The following is a 17,900-nucleotide window of genomic DNA, read 5'->3' as shown; positions in this document are numbered from 1 at the left end:
CGTTTCGTTGAAGAGCTTTGTGAGACTTTCGCGGCGATGGCCGCAGGCAGCCGGGGGTGTCTGCGGCGAAAGCCTCAAACGGGGGAGGAGGCGCCCGGACCGGTGGCCGCGACCCGGAAGGTGATCCCCGCGGCGCGCAGCCGCTCGGTCAGGGCGTCACCCATCGCCTGCGCCGTGGTGACCTGCCCGGCCGTCGCCGGGAGGTCGTCGAAGGCCAGGCTGAGGGCCGCCTCGGCGAACATCTTCGCCGTCTCGTCGTAGCCGGGGTCGCCGCCCGAGACCTCCGTGTACACGCGCCGCCCGCCGCCCTCGCCGACGAAGCGCACCGCGAACCGGCTCCGCGCCCGCTTCTCCGCGCTCGGCCCGTCTCCCGGCTGCAGCCGGCCCGACAGCCAGCGCCGCGCGGGCGGCAGTTGGGCGGCCGCCAGAACCGTGCCGACGGCGGCGACCCCGCCGAGGGCGACCGGCAGGTGCCGTACCGCCGCGTAGTGCCGGTAGCGGAAGTCGGGGCCGTACCGGTCGAGCGCCTTCGCCGAGCGGCGCACGATCTGCGGGTCGACGGTAGGCAGCGGCAGCGCCCATGCGCCGACCTCCTTGGCGAACCGCGGCGCGCCCGTCGGCGCCACAACCCGGCGGCCCATCAGCCGCGGCTCGTGCCGGCCCCGTTCCCGCGCCGCGGCCAGCAGCTGCCGGCCACGGGCGAACTGGTTCAGCGCCGAGGCCAGGGTCCCGCCGGAGAAGGCCGCGTCGGCGGTCACGTATCCGTCCACGGTCAGCGGCACGCCCTCCGGCAGCTGCCGGACCGTGAAGTACACGCCGAGGTCGTGGGGTACGGAGTCGAAGCCGCACGCGTGCACCAGGCGCGCGCCCGTCTCCCGCGCGCGTGTGTCGTGCCGGACGTACATCAGGTCCACGAACTCCGGCTCGCCCGTCAGGTCCAGATAGTCGGTCCCGGTGTCCGCGCAGGCGGCGACCAGCTCCTCGCCGTAGAGCACGTACGGCCCGACGGTCGTGGCGACCACGCGCGCCTGCTCGGCGAGGGCGCGCAGGGTCGCCGGTTCGGTCACATCCGCCCGCAGGACACCGACGTCCGCCCCGCCGGGCAGGCGCTCACGCAGCCGCCGCAGCTTGCCTTCGTCCCGGCCGGCCACCGCCCAGCGCAGGCCCTCGGGCGCGTGCGCGGCGAGATACTCCGCCGTGAGGGAGCCGACGAAGCCGGTGGCTCCGAAGAGCACGAGGTCATAGGGACGATCCGTCCTGTTCAGCCTGCTCATGACACCCCTTGGTCCCGCAGCTCGCGCCGCTGTCGGTGGCTGAGGCTAGCGTGAGGAGTGCGAGTGTCGACGACCAGCCCGGAGGCAGTGGTGGCCACAGCCAGGAATGCCCTGACGAAGCGGGAGAAAGCGCGCGGGTTCCTTGCTGTGGACGACGGCGGTCGCCCACAGGGCCCCACCGTCGGGCTCCGGGGCGAGGCCGTCGGCACGGCCGCCTCTCACCCTCCTGGGTGATCCGCGTGGAGCCCGGGCACTTGACTAAGCGCTTGCTCGTTAGGTCTTGTGTCCGGTGGAACGCATTCCTAGCATCACCGGTGTTACATCAGTTGTGTCACACACGCTTGGGGGCTGCATGACGACGGCAGGGACGCCGGGCGACGGGCCGCTCTCCGGCGTGCGCGTGGTCGAGCTGGCCGGCATCGGGCCGGGCCCGTTCGCCGCCATGCTCCTCGCGGACCTGGGCGCGGACGTGGTCCGGGTGGACCGGCCGGGCCGTCCCGGCCTCGGCATCGATCCCGGGTACGACGTCACCAACCGCAACAAGCGCTCGGTCGTGGTCGACCTGAAGGCCCCGGACGGCCCCGGACGCGTGCTGGACCTCGCCGAGCGGGCCGACATCCTCATCGAGGGCTACCGCCCGGGCGTCGCCGAGCGCCTCGGCGTCGGCCCCGGGGAGTGTCACGCCCGCAACCCCCGCCTGGTCTACGGCCGCATGACCGGCTGGGGGCAGGACGGCCCGCTCGCCGACCGCGCGGGCCACGACGTGGCCTACATCGCGCTGACCGGCACCCTCGGCATGACCGGCCGCCCGGACGAGCCCCCCGTCTTTCCGGCCAACCTGCTCGGCGACTACGCGGGCGGCTCCCTCTACCTGGTCGTCGGCGTCCTCGCCGCCCTGCACCACGCGCGCGTGACCGGCACCGGACAGGTCGTCGACGCCGCCATCGTGGACGGCGCGGCCCACCTCTCTGCGATGATCCACGGCATGCTCGCGGCCGGCGGCTGGCAGGACCGGCGCGCCGCCAACCTCCTCGACGGCGGCTGCCCCTACTACGGCACCTACGAGACCGCCGACGGCAAGTACATGGCGGTCGGCGCCCTGGAGGGGCAGTTCTACGCGGAGTTCCTGCGGCTGCTCGGCCTGGACGACCTGGCACCGGCCCACAAGGACTGGAGCCGCTGGGACGAGCTGCGCGAGCGCGTCGCCGCCCGCTTCAAGTCCCGCACCCGGGACGAGTGGACGGCACTCTTCGAGGGAACGGACGCCTGTGTGGCGCCCGTGCTGTCCCTGCGCGAGGCCCCGCACCACCCGCACCTGGCCGCCCGCGGCACCTTCACCGACCACGCCGGCATCACCCAGCCGGCCCCCGCCCCCCGCTTCTCCGCGACCCCCACGTCCGTCCGCACCGGCCCCGCCCTGCCGGGCGCCGACACGGAGGCGGTGGCGCGGGACTGGGGGATACCCGCACCCGTGAACGACGACCCGGTCACCGACGCCGACTGACCCGGCCCACCCCGCTCGGCCCACCCTCCCGAAAGGCACACCAGTGAGCACCGAAGCGTACGTGTACGACGCGATCCGCACCCCGCGCGGCCGCGGCAAGGCGAACGGCGCCCTGCACGGCACGAAGCCCATCGACCTGGTCGTCGGCCTCATCCACGAGATCCGCGACCGCTTCCCCGGCCTCGACCCGGCCGCCGTCGACGACATCGTGCTCGGTGTCGTCGGACCGGTCGGCGACCAGGGCTCCGACATCGCCCGGATCGCCGCGATCGCCGCCGGACTGCCCGACACGGTCGCCGGCGTCCAGGAGAACCGCTTCTGTGCCTCCGGCCTGGAGGCCGTCAACCTGGCCGCCGCCAAGGTGCGTTCCGGCTGGGAGGACCTGGTCCTCGCGGGCGGCGTGGAGTCGATGTCCCGGGTGCCGATGGCCTCCGACGGCGGCGCCTGGTTCAACGATCCGATGACCAACCTCGCCGTCAACTTCGTGCCGCAGGGCATCGGCGCCGACCTGATCGCCACCATCGAGGGCTTCTCCCGCCGGGACGTCGACGAGTACGCGGCCCTGTCCCAGGAGCGCGCCGCCACGGCCTGGAAGGAGGGCCGCTTCGACCGCTCGGTCGTCCCCGTCAAGGACCGCAGCGGCCTGGTCGTCCTCGACCACGACGAGCATCTGCGCCCCGGCACCACCGCCGACTCGCTCGCGAAGCTCAAGCCCTCCTTCGCGGACATCGGCGAACTCGGCGGCTTCGACGCCGTCGCGCTGCAGAAGTACCACTGGGTGGAGAAGATCGACCACGTCCACCACGCGGGCAACTCCTCCGGCATCGTGGACGGCGCCTCGCTCGTCGCGATCGGCTCCAAGGAGGTCGGCGAGCGCTACGGCCTCACCCCCCGCGCGCGGATCATCTCCGCCGCCGTCTCCGGCTCCGAGCCGACCATCATGCTCACCGGGCCCGCCCCCGCCACCCGCAAGGCCCTCGCCAAGGCCGGCCTCACCATCGACGACATCGACCTGGTCGAGATCAACGAGGCGTTCGCCGCGGTGGTCCTGCGCTTCGTCAAGGACATGGGTCTGTCGCTGGACAAGGTCAACGTCAACGGCGGCGCCATCGCCCTCGGCCACCCGCTCGGCGCGACCGGCGCGATGATCCTCGGCTCGCTCATCGACGAGCTGGAGCGCCAGGACAAGCGCTACGGCCTCGCCACCCTGTGCGTCGGCGGCGGCATGGGCATCGCCACCATCGTCGAGCGCATCTGAACTCCCCGCGGAATCACCAGACTTCAACGGAGACGACTGTCATGACCGAGAGCACCACCATCCGCTGGGAGCAGGACGACACCGGTGTCGTCACCCTCGTCCTGGACGACCCCAACCAGTCCGCGAACACCATGAACCAGGCGTTCCGCGCCTCCATCACGGCGATCGCCGCGCGCGCGGAGGCCGAGAAGGACTCCATCCGCGGCATCATCTACACCTCCGCCAAGAAGACCTTCTTCGCCGGCGGCGACCTCAAGGACATGATCAAGGCCGGTCCCGAGGACGCCCAGCAGGTCTTCGACACCGCAACCGAGATCAAGAACGCGCTGCGCCGCATCGAGACCCTCGGCAAGCCGGTCGTCGCCGCCATCAACGGCGCGGCCCTCGGCGGCGGCTACGAGATCGCGCTCGCCTCCCACCACCGCATCGCCCTGGACGCCCCCGGCTCCAAGATCGGCCTGCCCGAGGTCACGCTCGGCCTGCTGCCGGCGGGCGGCGGCGTCACCCGCACCGTGCGTCTGATGGGCATCACGGACGCGCTGCTGAAGGTGCTGCTCCAGGGCACCCAGTACAACCCCCGCCGCGCCCTGGAGAACGGCCTGGTCCACGAGGTGGCCGAGTCTCCCGAGGAGATGCTCGCCAAGGCCCGCGCCTTCATCGACGCCCACCCCGAGTCGCACCAGCCCTGGGACGTCCCCGGCTACAGGATCCCGGGCGGCACCCCCGCGAACCCGAAGTTCGCCGCCAACCTGCCCGCGTTCCCGGCCAATCTGCGCAAGCAGACGAACGGCGCCCCCTACCCGGCCCCGCGCAACATCATGGCCGCGGCCGTCGAGGGCTCCCAGGTCGACTTCGAGACCGCGATCACCATCGAGACCCGCTACTTCACCGAGCTGGTGACCGGGCAGACCGCCAAGAACATGATCCAGGCGTTCTTCTTCGACCTCCAGGCCGTCAACTCCGGCGCCAACCGGCCGAAGGGCATCGAGCCCCGCAAGGTGCGCAAGGTCGCCGTCCTCGGCGCCGGCATGATGGGCGCCGGCATCGCCTACTCCTGCGCCCGCGCCGGCATCGACGTCGTCCTGAAGGACGTCTCCCTGGAGGCGGCGACCAAGGGCAAGGGCTACTCCGAGAAGCTGTGCGCCAAGGCCGTCGCCAAGGGCCGTACCAGCCAGGAGAAGGCCGACGCGCTGCTCGCCCGGATCACGCCCACCGCCGAGGTGGCCGATCTCGCCGGCTGCGACGCGGTGATCGAGGCCGTCTTCGAGGACACCGCCCTCAAGCACAAGGTGTTCCAGGAGATCGAGTCCGTCGTCGCGCCCGACGCGCTGCTGTGCTCCAACACCTCCACCCTGCCCATCACCACCCTCGCCGAGGGTGTGGAGCGCCAGGCCGACTTCATCGGGCTGCACTTCTTCTCGCCCGTCGACAAGATGCCGCTGGTGGAGATCATCAGGGGCGAGCGCACCGGTGACGAGGCCCTGGCCCGCGCCTTCGACCTGGTCCGGCAGATCAACAAGACGCCGATCGTCGTCAACGACTCGCGCGGCTTCTTCACCTCCCGAGTGATCGGCCACTTCATCAACGAGGGCGTCGCCATGGTCGGCGAGGGCATCGAGCCCGCCTCCGTGGAGCAGGCCGCCGCCCAGGCCGGCTACCCTGCCAAGGTCCTCTCCCTGATGGACGAGCTGACCCTCACCCTCCCGCGCAAGATCCGGGGCGAGACGAGGCGGGCCGTGGAGGAGGCGGGCGGCACCTGGACCGCGCACCCGGCGGAAGCCGTCATCGACCGCATGGTCGACGAGTTCGGCCGCCCCGGCCGCAGCGGCGGTGCCGGGTTCTACGACTACACCGAGGACGGCAAGCGGGCCGGACTCTGGCCGGGCCTGCGCGAGCACTTCACCCGGCCCGGGTACGAGATCCCGTTCCGGGACATGCAGGAGAGGATGCTCTTCTCCGAGGCGCTCGACACCGTACGCCTCTTGGAGGAGGGCATCCTGACCTCGGTCGCCGACGCCAACATCGGCTCGATCTTCGGCATCGGCTTCCCCGGCTGGACCGGCGGCGTCCTGCAGTACATCAACGGCTACGAAGGCGGCCTGCCCGGCTTCGTGGCCCGCGCGCGGGAACTCGCCGAGACCTACGGCGAGCGCTTCACCCCGCCCGCGCTGCTCGTCGAGAAGTCGGAGCGCGGAGAGACCTTCACCGACGGCCACTGACCCGGTCCCGACAAGGCGGCACCCTCCCCTGCGACGGAAGGTGCCGCCTTGACGGTCCTCGCCTGTCAGCCGTGCTGCTTGGGACCGAGACAGATGCCGCCGCTGGCATCGATGGTGTTGACGGTGACCCAGGCGCTGTCGGGCGAGGCGAGGAAGGCGACGACCGCGGCTATATCCGCGGGAGTGCCGACGCGTCCGACGGCCTGGGTGGCGATGATCGGACGACCAGCTCAAGGCGGCCAGCTTCGGCCAGGCCGTCATCGCCTGCCCCGCCGCTGGGCCCTCGCCTGGCGCACCGGTGACGGCAACCCCCTGCTCCGCGCCCTCGCCGACGCCGTCACCGCGACCGGGATCGGCCCGGCATCGGCCGACGGCTGAGCGGCAGGCACGAGACGGACCCGGCAGGAGGGCTTCACCCCGAGGCACTGTCAACCGGACCCGCAGTCCCTGCCCGCACCCCGCAACCGGTGCCGCTCAGTCGAGCCACTCCCGCAGTTCCTGGTTCAGGGAGCGCTGGAACGTGGTCAGCAGGGCCTGCACCACCAGCGGGTGCATGTGGGCGGACAGGGAGCGCACTTCCTTGGTGTCCCGCTCCGTCACCGCGCCTCGCAACAGCTGTGACAACGCGTGAGCGGCCGCGCGGGAGTGCTCGATGAGCACCTTGCGCGCCGCGAGGATCACCTCCTGCGACAGCGGTACGTCGAGCAGCTGCACCCCGAGCCGGAGCAACCCGGAGTCGACCCGGAAGGTGCCGTCCTCCGCTGCCATGACGACGTTCATCGCCGCCAGCCGCTCCACGTCCTCGGCGGCGAGCGGCCGGCCGGCCCGCCGCTCCAGCTCCTCCCGCGACACCGTGTCGACCGTGTCCGGCGCCCAGGACGCGACCACGGCACGGTGGATGGCCAGGTCGTGCGGGGAGAGGTCGGCGGGCAGCTGCCCGAGGTAGCGCTCGATCGCCGACAGGGTCATCCCCTGCTGCTGCAACTCCTCGATCAGGGCCAGCCGCGCCAGGTGGTCGGGCCCGTAGTGTCCCACCCGGCGGGGGCCGATCACCGGGGGCGGCAGCAGACCCCTGCTGCCGTAGAAGCGCACGGTGCGCACGGTGACGCCCGCCCGGGCGGCCAGCTCGTCGATGGTGAGGGGCGTGTCCTCGGCATGGGTCGTCATGTGCAGCAGTATCGCTGTCTCACCAATGGTGTGAAACCTGAGGTGAACGACATGTGAACCCTGCGTTGATCCTGTGAGAAGTAACGCTGTGTGACATGGGCCATCGCGTAGAGGTGATTCCTTCTGGGAAGCTGCTGGCTTGGTCTGTGCCGCGACTCGACACCGGGGTGGTGCGGACCAAGCCCTGCACGTCCCCCGGGCCCACGAGGCCTGGGCGCACCAGGAAGTGAACCACCCGTGAGCAAGGACGCCGTGGAATCGGCACAGGCCCCCGCCCGCATCCAGGCGGATCAGGCGGACCGGACGCCCGCGGACGCGGGCGACGCCGGTTACAGCAAGGACCTCAAGGCCCGCCACGTCAACATGATCGCCATCGGTGGCGCCATCGGCACCGGACTCCTCCTGGGCGCCGGCGGCCGCCTGCACAACGCGGGACCGGCACTCGCCCTGGCCTACCTGGTCTGCGGCGTCTTCGCCTTCTTCGTGGTCCGGGCCCTGGGCGAACTGGTCCTGTACCGCCCGTCCTCCGGGTCCTTCGTGTCCTACGCGCGTGAGTTCCTCGGCGAGAAGGGCGCCTACGTCGCCGGCTGGATGTACTTCCTGAACTGGTCGACCACCGGCATCGCCGACATCACCGCGATCGCGCTCTACACGCACTACTGGAGCATGTTCACCAGCATTCCCCAGTGGGTGCTCGCCCTGATCGCCCTCGCGGTGGTCCTGGCCGTGAACCTGATCTCGGTGAAGATCTTCGGCGAGATGGAGTTCTGGTTCGCGATCATCAAGGTCGCCACCATCGTCGGCTTCATGCTGATCAGCATTTTCCTGCTCGCCACCCAGCACAAGGTCGGCGGCCACACCCCCGGCCTGAGCGTCATCACCGACCACGGCGGGCTCTTCCCGCACGGCGCGATGCCGGTCGTCCTGGTCATGCAGGGCGTGATCTTCGCCTACGCCGCGCTGGAGCTGGTCGGTGTCGCCGCCGGCGAGACCGCCGAGCCGGAGAAGGTCGTCCCGCGCGCGGTGAACTCGATCATGTGGCGTGTGGGCCTGTTCTACGTCGGCTCGGTCGTGCTGCTCGCCCTGCTGCTGCCCGGCTCGGTGTACTCCGCCGACGAGAGCCCGTTCGTCACGGTCCTGTCGAAGATCGGGGTTCCGGCGGCCGGTGACGTGATGAACCTGGTCGTCCTGACCGCGGCCATGTCCTCGCTGAACTCCGGCCTGTACTCCACCGGCCGCATCCTGCGCTCCATGGCCATGGCGGGCTCCGCCCCGAAGTTCACCGCCCGCATGAACCGCAGCCAGGTCCCCTACGGCGGCATCCTGCTGACCTGTGCGGTCTGTGTGCTCGGCGTCGGCCTGAACTACCTGATGCCCAGCCAGGCCTTCGAGATCGTGCTGAACGTCGCCTCCCTCGGCATCATCAGCACCTGGGTGATCATCATGCTCTGCCACATGATCTTCGTCCGCCGGGCCCGCGCGGGCCTCGCGACCCGGCCGCACTTCCAGCTGAAGTTCAGCCCGGTCACCGAGATCGCCACGATCGCGTTCCTGCTGATCTGCCTCGGCATGATGTGGAACGACCCCGAGGTCGGCCGGAAGACCATCCTGCTGATTCCGGTCATCGCCGTCATGCTCGTCGTCGGCTGGTTCGGCGTGCGCCGCCGGGTCTCGAAGAACACCGACCAGGAGCTCACGGAGCTGTCGCGCTCCGCGAACTAGCGGCTCAGTGCCACTGTCAGTGGCATCGCCTACGGTGGCGTCATGTCGGAGATCATGCATGTCCGGGGTGACGCCACCGTGCCGTCCCTCAAGGCCGCCAAGGTGATCGGGGAACCGCGCGACCAGCCGAGCTCGCACCCCCCTGCGACGGACGTCCTGGTGCTGGGCGGAGCCGGCGTCGACACGATCATCCACGTCCCCGAACTGCCTCTCCCGTACGCCGACAGCTACATGATCGACTCCGGGATCCGCACCCGCGCCGGACAGACCGGCGACTTCGTCGCCCTGGGCCTTGCCGCACTCGGCCTGCGCACCCACCACCTCGACCTGCTCGGCGCCGACCCCGAGGGCGACCTCGTGCGCGCCCTGCACCGCGAGCACGGCATCGGACTGACCGCGCTCCCGCAGCCCGCCGGCACCAAACGGGCGGTCAACCTCGTCGGCCCGGACGGTCGTCGCCTGTCCCTGTACGACACCAGCCGGGCCCGCCCCGGCGACCGCTTCCCGCCGGAGCTGCTGCGCATGCTGGCCGGAGCGAGCCGGCATGTGCACGTGACCATCACCCAGCCCTGCGCCGAGACCCTGCCCGTGCTGACCGCGACCGGCGTCCCCCTGTCCACGGATCTGCACGACTGGGACGGGGAGAACCCGTACCACGAGCCCTTCGCGTACGCCGCGGACATCGTCTTCCTGTCGGCCGCCGCCCTGACCGACACCGAGCGCACCATGCGGCGCATCACCGAGCGGGGGCGTGCCGAGGTGGTCGTCGCCACCGCCGGAGCCGAGGGCGCGTATCTGCTGGCCGACGGCGAGCTGACCCGCGTGCCCGCGGCATTGCCGCCCGCGCCGGTGGTGGACTCCAACGGCGCGGGCGACGCCTTTGCCGCCGCCTTCCTCTACGGCCGCCTCGCCGGCGAACCGCCCGAGACCTGCGCCCGCTACGGCGCGGTGGCGGGCGCCTACGCCTGCACCGTCCCGGCCTCCCGAGCGGAGTCGATAGACCGGGACGAACTGCTCGAACGGGCGGCAGAGCCGAGACCCTAGCCGGTCCCCGGGTCAGTGTCCGTGCGTGGCGTGGATGTCGTTCGTCGCCTCGATCTTCTGCCACGACTTCGGCCGGGCCACCGCCGTGTCCGCCTTCACCAGGGACGCGGCGCGTGCGGCGGGCGCGGCCGGCTTCGACGGCTGGAACAGCCAGGTGTCGAACAGTGCCGCGAGGGGCTTGCCGGACACCTGCTCGGCGTACTTCTGGAAGTCGGCCACCGAGGCGTTGCCGTACGCGTGCTCCTGCGGCCAGCCCTTCAGAATGCGGAAGAACGCGTCGTCACCGATCTCGTTGCGCAATGCCTGGATGGCGAGCGCTCCGCGGTCGTAGACGGCGATGTCGAACTGGTCGTCCGGGCCCGGGTCACCCGGCTTGACCGTCCAGAACGCGTCGTCGGCCGGATGGGAGGCGTACACGTAGTCGGCGAGTTCCTGCGTGGTCCCCTCGCCCTCGTGCTCCGACCACAGCCACTGCGCGTACCGGGCGAAGCCCTCGTTGATCCAGATGTCCTTCCAGCCCTTCAGCGACACGTCGTCGCCGTACCACTGGTGGGCCAGCTCGTGCACCACCACCGAGGTGTTGGAGCCGTTCGCGAACTGCTTCGGGCTGTAGTAGACGCGGGTCTGGGTCTCCAGCGCGTACCCGGTGGTGGTGTTGGGCACGTACCCGCCCGCCGAACTGAACGGATACGGCCCGAAGTAGCCGCTGAGCCAGTCGACGATCTCCCCGGTGCGCTCCACGCTCGCCCGGGCGGCCCCGTCGTTGTCGCCGAGGTCCTTGCTGTAGGCGTTGACGACCGGCACCCCGCCGTCGGAGGTGCTGGTCGTGATGTCGAACTTCCCGATGGCGAGGGTGGCCAGATAGGTCGCCTGCGGCTTGTTCTGCCGCCAGTTGTAGCGGGTCCAGCCCAGCTTGGAACCGGTCGACTGCAGCGTGCCGTTGGAGATGGCCTGGGTGCCGTCGGGCACGGCCACCGACACGTCGTAGGTGGCCTTGTCGCTCGGGTGGTCGTTGCTCGGGAACCACCACCAGGCCGCCTCGGGCTCGTCGGCCGCGACCGCGCCGTCGGGCGTGCGGTGCCAGGTGTTGAAGCCATAGGCGCTCTTCGTCGACGGCACCCCGCTGTAGCGGACCACCACCGTGATCGGCGTGCCCTTGGCCAGCGGCGTCCTCGGCGTGATCACCAGCTCGTGCTGCCCGGAGGTGGTGAACGCGGCCTTGGCGCCGTTGACCCGCACCTCGCTCACGTCCAGCAGGAAGTCCAGGTCGAAGCTGGACAGGTCCTGGGTGGTCCGCGCCAGGATCGTCGCCGTGCCCTGCAGCTCGTCCGTCGTCGGCTGGTACTGCAGCCTCAGGTCGTAGTGGGAGACGTCGTAGCCGCCGTTGCCGTAGTACGGGTAGTAGGGGTCGCCGATGCCCGGCGCGCCGGGGGAGAAGCTCGCGGCCGATGCCGGGATCGCCAGCAGGAGGGAGGCCGCCGCGAGTGCGCCCGGCGCGATGATTCTGCGGTGCACGTCAGCTCCAAGTCGTCGGGACTTCACGTCCGTTCGGAAGGTCCTTCGGGGACAGCTGTCCGGAGCCTATTCAGTCCCTGTGGCCCCTGACCTGTCCATGGCCCCCGCTGTCACACGATCGCCATTCGGCCGTCACGTGCCCGCGGAGTGCCGTAAAGTCCCCTTCTGTAGCGGGAGTTCACCGGAGTACCGTCCGCGCATGCCGATACGCACCCTCATCCGCACGCGCTTCACGATCTGGAGAGCGCTCGCGACCGCGGTCGCCGCCATCCTGACGGCCGCCTTCCTCACCCCGTCCGCCGCACAGGCCGCCACCGGTGCGAGCCGGGCCCCGCGCGAGAGCCGGCCCGTCTACTCCTACGCCCACGCCGTCCGCGAGTCCGTATGGGTGGACACAGGGCTCGACGAAGACGGCGACGGCAGGACCGACCGGGTCGCCGCCGACATCGTCCGGCCCGCCGAACCCGCCCGCCAGGGCCGCAAGGTGCCCGTCATCATGGACGCCAGCCCCTACTACTCCTGCTGCGGACGCGGCAACGAGAGCCAGGTCAAGACGTACGACGCACAGGGCCACGTGGTCCAGATGCCGCTCTTCTACGACAACTACTTCGTTCCCCGCGGTTACGCCTTCGTCGGCGTCGACCTCGCCGGCACCAACCGCTCCGACGGCTGCGCCGACGTCGGCGGCCGCTCCGACGTCCAGTCCGCGAAGGCCGTCGTCGACTGGCTGAACGGCCGCGCCAAGGCGTACACGAGCCGGACCGGGACGAAGACCGTCACAGCCACCTGGACCAACGGCCGGACCGGCATGATCGGCAAGAGCTGGGACGGGACGATCGCCAACGGCGTCGCCGCCACCGGCGTCAAGGGGCTGAAAACCATCGTCCCGATCAGTGCCATCTCCTCCTGGTACGACTACTACTTCGCGCAGGGCGCCCCGCTGTACGACGGCGGCCCCGACCAACTGGCCGGTTACGTCGAGAGCGACACGGCGCACGCCCACTGCGCCGCCGTACAGAAGAAACTCGCCGACGGCAGCCCGCGCAGCGGCGACTGGACGTCGCTGTGGACCGAGCGGGACTACGTCAAGGACGCGGCCAAGGTGCGTGCCAGCGTGTTCCTGGTGCACGGCATGCAGGATCTCAACGTCCGCACCAAGCACTTCGGCCAGTGGTGGGACGCGCTGGCGAAGCACGGTGTGCACCGCAAGATCTGGCTGTCCCAGACCGGCCATGTCGACCCCTTCGACTACCGGCGCGGCGCCTGGGTCGACACCCTGCATCGCTGGTTCGACCACGAACTCCTCGGCTATGACAACGGCATCGACCGCGAGCCGATGGCCGACCTCGAACGCCACCCCGACCAGTGGGTCACCTCCCGCGTCTGGCCCCCGCAGACCACCCGCACCACCGTTCTCCACCCGGCTCCCGGCGCCCAGGCGGGCGTCGGCACGCTCGGCCTGCACCCGGCCACCGGCACCGAGACCTTCACCGACGACCCGAAGCTGAGCGAGACCGACTGGGCGGCCCACCTGACCACGCCCACCCCGGCGAAGACCGGCTTCCTCACCGCGCCGCTCACCCACGACCTGCGCCTGTCCGGCTCGTCCACGGTGACGGTGACCGCGACGCCTTCGACCGCCTCGGCCCACCTGTCCGCCGTCCTGGTCGATCTCGGCCCGGACACCATCCGCGACTACGCGGACGCCGCGGAAGGCATCACCACGCTCAGCAACCGCACCTGCTGGGGCGAGAGCACGACCGGGGACAGCGCCTGCTTCAAGGAGACGGCGGCCAAGACGGCCAAGGTCGACTACACGGTGTTCAGCCGCGGCTGGGCCGACCTCGGCCACTACGCCTCCCTCACCAAGGGGGTCCCGCTCACCCCGGGCATGGCTTACACGATGACTCTTCGTCTCGCGGCCACCGACCACGTCGTCCCCGAGGGACACCGGCTGGCCCTGATCATCGCGGGCACGGACAAGGACCTCATCGACCCGCCGTCCACCGAGCCGGCCCTCACGGTGTCCCTGTCGGGTACGACGGCTGCGCTCCCGCTGGTCGGCGGGGCGCCGGCGTTCGCCCGGGCCACCAGCGGTACGCCGGCCATGGCCCCTGCCCCGGCACGGCTGACCGGCGTCCGCGCACCGCACGCCGCCCCGCGCATTCCGGCGAACTGACCTGAGCTGCAGCGCCATCGGCTGCGTGGCACGGCCGCCCCTGCGGGCAGCCGTGCCTCCCCCAGTGCCTTAAGGGTCTGGGGGACCCCCAGGCGGCACGGGTGGGCGCACCGGCACCCCGCAAGCGCGGGCCGGCACCCGCCGGCCCGGCCGCCGCGCGGGTGCCCGGTCAGGCGGCCGGGAACGCCAGCCCGGCCGCCTCCCGCGCACACCCCCACGCCACCGTGATCCCGGCCCCGCCGTGCCCGTAGTTGTGCACCAGCACACGGCCGTCGGGCAGCGGCTGCCGTTCCAGTCGTACCGCGTCCCGGGCCGGCCGCAGCCCCACCCGGTGGTCCAGCACCCGCGCCTGCGCGATCTCCGGGCGGACCGCCGCGCACCGGGCCACGATCGCCGCGGCGGTGGCCGGGTCCGGGTCGAGGGACCAGTCGTCCTCCTCCGCCGTACCGCCGAGCAGCAGGCCACCCGGCTGCGGGATGACGTACGTGGACGCGGCGGAGGAGTGGTCGACGGAGGTGAACCAGGTCGTGATCCCCGGGTTCTCCACGACCACCAACTGCCCACGCACCGGACGCACCGCGGGATCCGGCACCAGCGAACGCGCGCCCAGACCCGTGCAGTTGACCACGACCCGCGCGGGCACCGCGGCGAGGTCGGTCACCTCGCGCGCCTCGAGCACGCTCCCGGCCTTCGCCAGCCGCTCCCGCAGCCATGCCAGATGCACCGGCATGTCGATCACCGGCAACCGCGCCGCGAGACCGTCGGCCACCGCCCGCAGTCCCGGCACCCGGCCCGCCCAGGCGCCCAGTTCGTCCAGCCGGGTCCCCCGGTGTACGCCGTCGACCAGGCGTACGCCCGTTTCGTCCGGCCGGTCCGCCAGCTCCTCGTACACGGCGAGGGACGCGAGCGCCCACACACCGACCAGAGGCTCGGGTTCGATGCGGTACGGCCACCACAGGCCGCCGGCGACCGCCGAGGTCGTACGCTCGGCGGGCTCCCGCGCCCACACCCGCACCCGGCGCCCGGACTCCGCCAGGACCACGGCCGTCGTCAGCCCGGCGATCCCGCTCCCGACCACGATCACTTCGTCGCTCGGCTCGCTTTCCACACCAGGACGATAGGCCCTGTCCGGAAGACCCTGTCATGCTGCGCTCACATCCGTGCCGGTGTGGGGATACTCACAGCATGTCTGCCGCATACGCGACCTTCGGCCTGGCACCGGCCATCCGCGCCGGCGGTGTGCTCGCCGACGGCGGCTACCAGGTGCACCGCGACTTCGTGGACTTCGTCGTGGACGGCCGCCCGCTGCTGTTCCGTTTGTCCGACCTCGACGCGGTCTCCCCGCTCGCCTCGGACATCCCGCCCGCCATCTTCACCGAGCAGGTGCGCGCACTGCTCCTGGAGGCCGAACCGCCGCTCCCGGACGGCCGGTTCGTCATCTACGGCTGCCCCGACTGCGCGGACCTGGCCTGCGGGGCGGTCACCGCCGTCATCGAGCGCGACGGCGAGGACTACGTCTGGCGGGACTTCGCCTGGCAGACGAACGAGCGCGCCGACCTGGAGCTGAACGGCTACCACGGCATAGGGCCGTTCCGCTTCCGGGGCGCCGAGTACCGCGCCGCGCTCGGCGAGCTGATGGCGGGCTCCTGCGCGCCCCGTCGACGGGTGCTGCTGATCGGCGCCCGGGTTGCGGTCCTGGCCAAGCTGGCCGCCGCGCTGCGCACCATCGGGATCGGCGCCGACATCACCCAGGACGCCCGGACCGTCCCCGCCGAGGAACTGCGCGGTTACGGCGCGGTCGCCTTCGGCCGTGCGGTCGGGGAGGCCGACCGGGCCGCCGTACTGGAGGCCTTCGAGCGCGCCGGGGTCGACATCGCCCGCGTGGACGGCCTGGCGCCGATCGTGCCGCTGCTGGTCGCCCAGATCGAGCACGCCCTCGACCGCAGCCCGCTCCCGCAGCGCCGGCTCGTGGGGCTGGCCGCCGCCGACGGCGCCGCGGACATCGAGGTGACCTCGGCCTGTCGGGTACGGATCACCGCCTACCGCCTCGACCGGCTCTACCGCACCCACACCCGCGAGGTGTTCGACGGCGTCCTGGAGCCCGGCCGGCACCGCGTCCCGCTGGACCCGAAGGCGGTCAAGGGGGAGGCGTACATCGTCGCCCGCACGACGGGAGGCGTGCTCACGGCACCGGTCGGCGGAGGGCGACGCGGCTGAGGGGCAGGCAGGCCCACCGGGAAAGGGGGCGGAGGTGTGGGTGTCCGGCCCATTAGGATCGGCGTCCTGATGACTGCCACCCTCGTCGCCAAGAACCTCGCCGCCGGGCACGGTGACCGTTCCCTCTTCTCCGGGCTGGACCTCGTCGTCGCGCCCGGCGACGTGATCGGTCTCGTCGGTGCCAACGGCGCGGGCAAGTCCACCCTGCTGAAGCTGCTCGCCGGACTCACCCCGCCCGAACAGGGCGAGCTGCGGCTGTCCCCGCCGAACGCGACCGTCGGTCATCTGCCGCAGGAGCCGGAGCGCAGGCCGGGCGAGACCGTCCGGGAGTTCCTCGCCCGTCGTACGGGTGTCGCCGAGGCCCAGCGCGTCATGGACGAGGCCACTCAGGCGCTCGTGGACGGGTCACCCGGTGCCGACGACGCCTATGCGACCGCGCTGGAGCGCTGGCTCGGCCTCGGCGGCGCCGACCTGGAGGAGCGCGCGGAGGAAATCGCCGACTCGCTCGGTCTCGCCGTCGACCTGGACCAGCCGATGACCGCGCTGTCCGGCGGCCAGGCGGCCCGCGCCGGGCTCGCCTCGCTCCTGCTGTCCCGCTACGACGTCTTCCTCCTGGACGAACCCACCAACGACCTCGACCTCGACGGCCTGGAGCGCCTGGAGCGCTTCGTCACCGGCCTGCGCGCCGGCACGGTCGTCGTCAGCCACGACCGCGAGTTCCTCACCCGCACGGTCACCAAGGTCCTCGAACTCGACCTGGCCCAGCAGCAGATCAACCTCTACGGCGGCGGCTACGCGGCCTATCTGGAGGAGCGCGAGGTCGCCCGGCGGCACGCGCGCGAGGACTACGAGGAGTACGCCGACAAGAAGGCCGCCCTCCAGGACCGTGGGCAGATGCAGCGGGCCTGGATGGACAAGGGCGTGAAGAACGCCCGGCGCAAGGCCGGCAACGACAACGACAAGATCGGCCGCAAGTTCCGCAGCGAGGCGAGCGAGAAGCAGGCGGCCAAGGCGCGCCAGACCCAGCGGATGATCGAGCGCCTGGAGGCGGTCGAGGAGCCGCGCAAGGAGTGGGAACTGCGCATGGAGATCGCGTCCGCCCCGCGCTCCGGAGCGGTTGTGGCGACCCTGCGGGACGCCGAGGTCCGGCGCGGCGACTTCACCTTCGGGCCGGTGTCCCTGCAGATCGACTGGGCGGACCGGGTCGCGGTCACCGGGGCCAACGGCGCCGGCAAGTCCACCCTGCTCGGCGCGCTGCTCGGCCGTGTCCCGCTCGACTCCGGGCATGCGGCGCTCGGCTCGGGCGTCCTGGTGGGCGAGGTCGACCAGGCCCGCAAGCTCTTCCACGGCCCCGAGACCCTGCTGGACGCCTTCTGCGCGGCCGTCCCCGACACCGAGCCGGTGGAGGTCCGCACCCTGCTCGCCAAGTTCGGCCTGAAGTCCGACCATGTGCTGCGCCCGGCCGCGACCCTCTCCCCGGGCGAACGCACCCGTGCCGCCCTGGCGTTGCTCCAGGGCCGGGGAGTGAACCTCCTCGTCCTGGACGAGCCCACGAACCACCTCGACCTGCCCGCCATCGAACAGCTGGAGTCCGCCCTCGACTCCTACGACGGCACCCTGCTCCTGGTCACCCACGACCGGCGCATGCTGGACGCGGTCCGCGTGACCCGGCGGCTGGAAGTGGCGGACGGGAAGGTCACGGAGCGCTAGAAGACTCATGAAGATCTTGGTGAGGGGCTGTCCGGGCATAGGCCGGGCAGCCCCTGTTCGCTATGCGGTGGCCGGGGCGAGTTGCCAGCTG

The 17,900-nt window shown here is 71.6% G+C and carries 14 protein-coding genes; 9 read left to right on the top strand and 5 right to left on the bottom strand.

The window, feature by feature from the left end; translation table 11 throughout:
* Positions 1–74: 74 nt before the first annotated feature.
* Positions 75–1,274: a saccharopine dehydrogenase family protein gene (locus ACWCQS_RS35985; RefSeq protein WP_451008369.1), complete on the bottom strand. Its 1,200-nt coding sequence runs from the start codon at positions 1,272–1,274 to the stop codon at positions 75–77.
* 352 nt (positions 1,275–1,626) lie between these two features.
* Here ACWCQS_RS35985 and ACWCQS_RS35980 point away from each other — a divergent pair, with 352 nt between their 5' ends.
* The 3 genes from ACWCQS_RS35980 to ACWCQS_RS35970 are packed head-to-tail and all read left to right on the top strand — an operon-like array spanning position 1,627 to position 6,255.
* Complete coding sequence (locus tag ACWCQS_RS35980) at positions 1,627–2,778, top strand: CaiB/BaiF CoA transferase family protein (protein WP_451008368.1); 1,152 nt, start codon at positions 1,627–1,629, stop codon at positions 2,776–2,778.
* Between the two features lie 43 nt (positions 2,779–2,821).
* Positions 2,822–4,036 (top strand): acetyl-CoA C-acetyltransferase, encoded by a 1,215-nt coding sequence (locus ACWCQS_RS35975; protein WP_450984574.1) that lies wholly within the window; start codon positions 2,822–2,824, stop codon positions 4,034–4,036.
* 41 nt (positions 4,037–4,077) lie between these two features.
* On the top strand, positions 4,078–6,255 hold the full coding sequence (locus tag ACWCQS_RS35970; RefSeq protein WP_451008367.1) for a 3-hydroxyacyl-CoA dehydrogenase NAD-binding domain-containing protein: 2,178 nt from the start codon (positions 4,078–4,080) through the stop codon (positions 6,253–6,255).
* A gap of 65 nt (positions 6,256–6,320) precedes the next feature.
* Here ACWCQS_RS35970 and ACWCQS_RS35965 read toward each other — a convergent pair whose 3' ends face one another.
* Positions 6,321–6,428 (bottom strand): hypothetical protein, encoded by a 108-nt coding sequence (locus ACWCQS_RS35965; RefSeq protein WP_451008467.1) that lies wholly within the window; start codon positions 6,426–6,428, stop codon positions 6,321–6,323.
* Here ACWCQS_RS35965 and ACWCQS_RS35960 point away from each other — a divergent pair.
* Positions 6,379–6,633 (top strand): hypothetical protein, encoded by a 255-nt coding sequence (locus ACWCQS_RS35960; RefSeq protein ID WP_451008366.1) that lies wholly within the window; start codon positions 6,379–6,381, stop codon positions 6,631–6,633. The genes ACWCQS_RS35965 and ACWCQS_RS35960 overlap by 50 nt on opposite strands.
* A 96-nt stretch (positions 6,634–6,729) precedes the next feature.
* On the opposite strand, the gene ACWCQS_RS35955 is transcribed toward ACWCQS_RS35960, so the two are convergent.
* On the bottom strand, positions 6,730–7,422 hold the full coding sequence (locus ACWCQS_RS35955) for a MerR family transcriptional regulator (protein WP_451008365.1): 693 nt from the start codon (positions 7,420–7,422) through the stop codon (positions 6,730–6,732).
* Positions 7,423–7,659: 237 nt separating this feature from the next.
* Between ACWCQS_RS35955 and ACWCQS_RS35950 the strand changes: the two genes are divergently transcribed.
* Both ACWCQS_RS35950 and ACWCQS_RS35945 read left to right on the top strand, forming a co-directional pair.
* Positions 7,660–9,144: an amino acid permease gene (locus ACWCQS_RS35950; RefSeq protein WP_451008364.1), complete on the top strand. Its 1,485-nt coding sequence runs from the start codon at positions 7,660–7,662 to the stop codon at positions 9,142–9,144.
* 42 nt (positions 9,145–9,186) lie between these two features.
* Complete coding sequence (locus ACWCQS_RS35945; RefSeq protein ID WP_451008363.1) at positions 9,187–10,188, top strand: adenosine kinase; 1,002 nt, start codon at positions 9,187–9,189, stop codon at positions 10,186–10,188.
* A gap of 12 nt (positions 10,189–10,200) precedes the next feature.
* On the opposite strand, the gene ACWCQS_RS35940 is transcribed toward ACWCQS_RS35945, so the two are convergent.
* The gene (locus tag ACWCQS_RS35940) at positions 10,201–11,703 is read right to left on the bottom strand and encodes a M1 family metallopeptidase (RefSeq protein ID WP_451008362.1); all 1,503 of its coding nucleotides are present in this window, start codon (positions 11,701–11,703) and stop codon (positions 10,201–10,203) included.
* A gap of 199 nt (positions 11,704–11,902) precedes the next feature.
* Here ACWCQS_RS35940 and ACWCQS_RS35935 point away from each other — a divergent pair, with 199 nt between their 5' ends.
* Positions 11,903–13,882, top strand: coding sequence for a Xaa-Pro dipeptidyl-peptidase (locus ACWCQS_RS35935; RefSeq protein ID WP_451008361.1), 1,980 nt, complete (start codon positions 11,903–11,905; stop codon positions 13,880–13,882).
* A gap of 169 nt (positions 13,883–14,051) precedes the next feature.
* Here the strand turns inward: ACWCQS_RS35935 and ACWCQS_RS35930 are convergent, their stop codons facing one another.
* On the bottom strand, positions 14,052–14,966 hold the full coding sequence (locus ACWCQS_RS35930; RefSeq protein WP_451008466.1) for an FAD-dependent oxidoreductase: 915 nt from the start codon (positions 14,964–14,966) through the stop codon (positions 14,052–14,054).
* Positions 14,967–15,067: 101 nt separating this feature from the next.
* Between ACWCQS_RS35930 and ACWCQS_RS35925 the strand changes: the two genes are divergently transcribed.
* Both ACWCQS_RS35925 and ACWCQS_RS35920 read left to right on the top strand, forming a co-directional pair.
* Positions 15,068–16,099, top strand: a complete 1,032-nt coding sequence (locus ACWCQS_RS35925) for an oxidoreductase (RefSeq protein WP_451008360.1) — start codon at positions 15,068–15,070, stop codon at positions 16,097–16,099.
* 69 nt (positions 16,100–16,168) lie between these two features.
* Positions 16,169–17,809 carry an ABC-F family ATP-binding cassette domain-containing protein gene (locus ACWCQS_RS35920; RefSeq protein WP_451008359.1) on the top strand — a complete coding sequence of 547 codons (1,641 nt, stop codon included), beginning with the start codon at positions 16,169–16,171 and terminating at the stop codon, positions 17,807–17,809.
* Positions 17,810–17,900 lie beyond the last annotated feature (91 nt).

The organism is Streptomyces sp. NPDC002076 (assembly GCF_053593835.1).
This window is presented reverse-complemented; position numbering and strand designations above follow the sequence as displayed.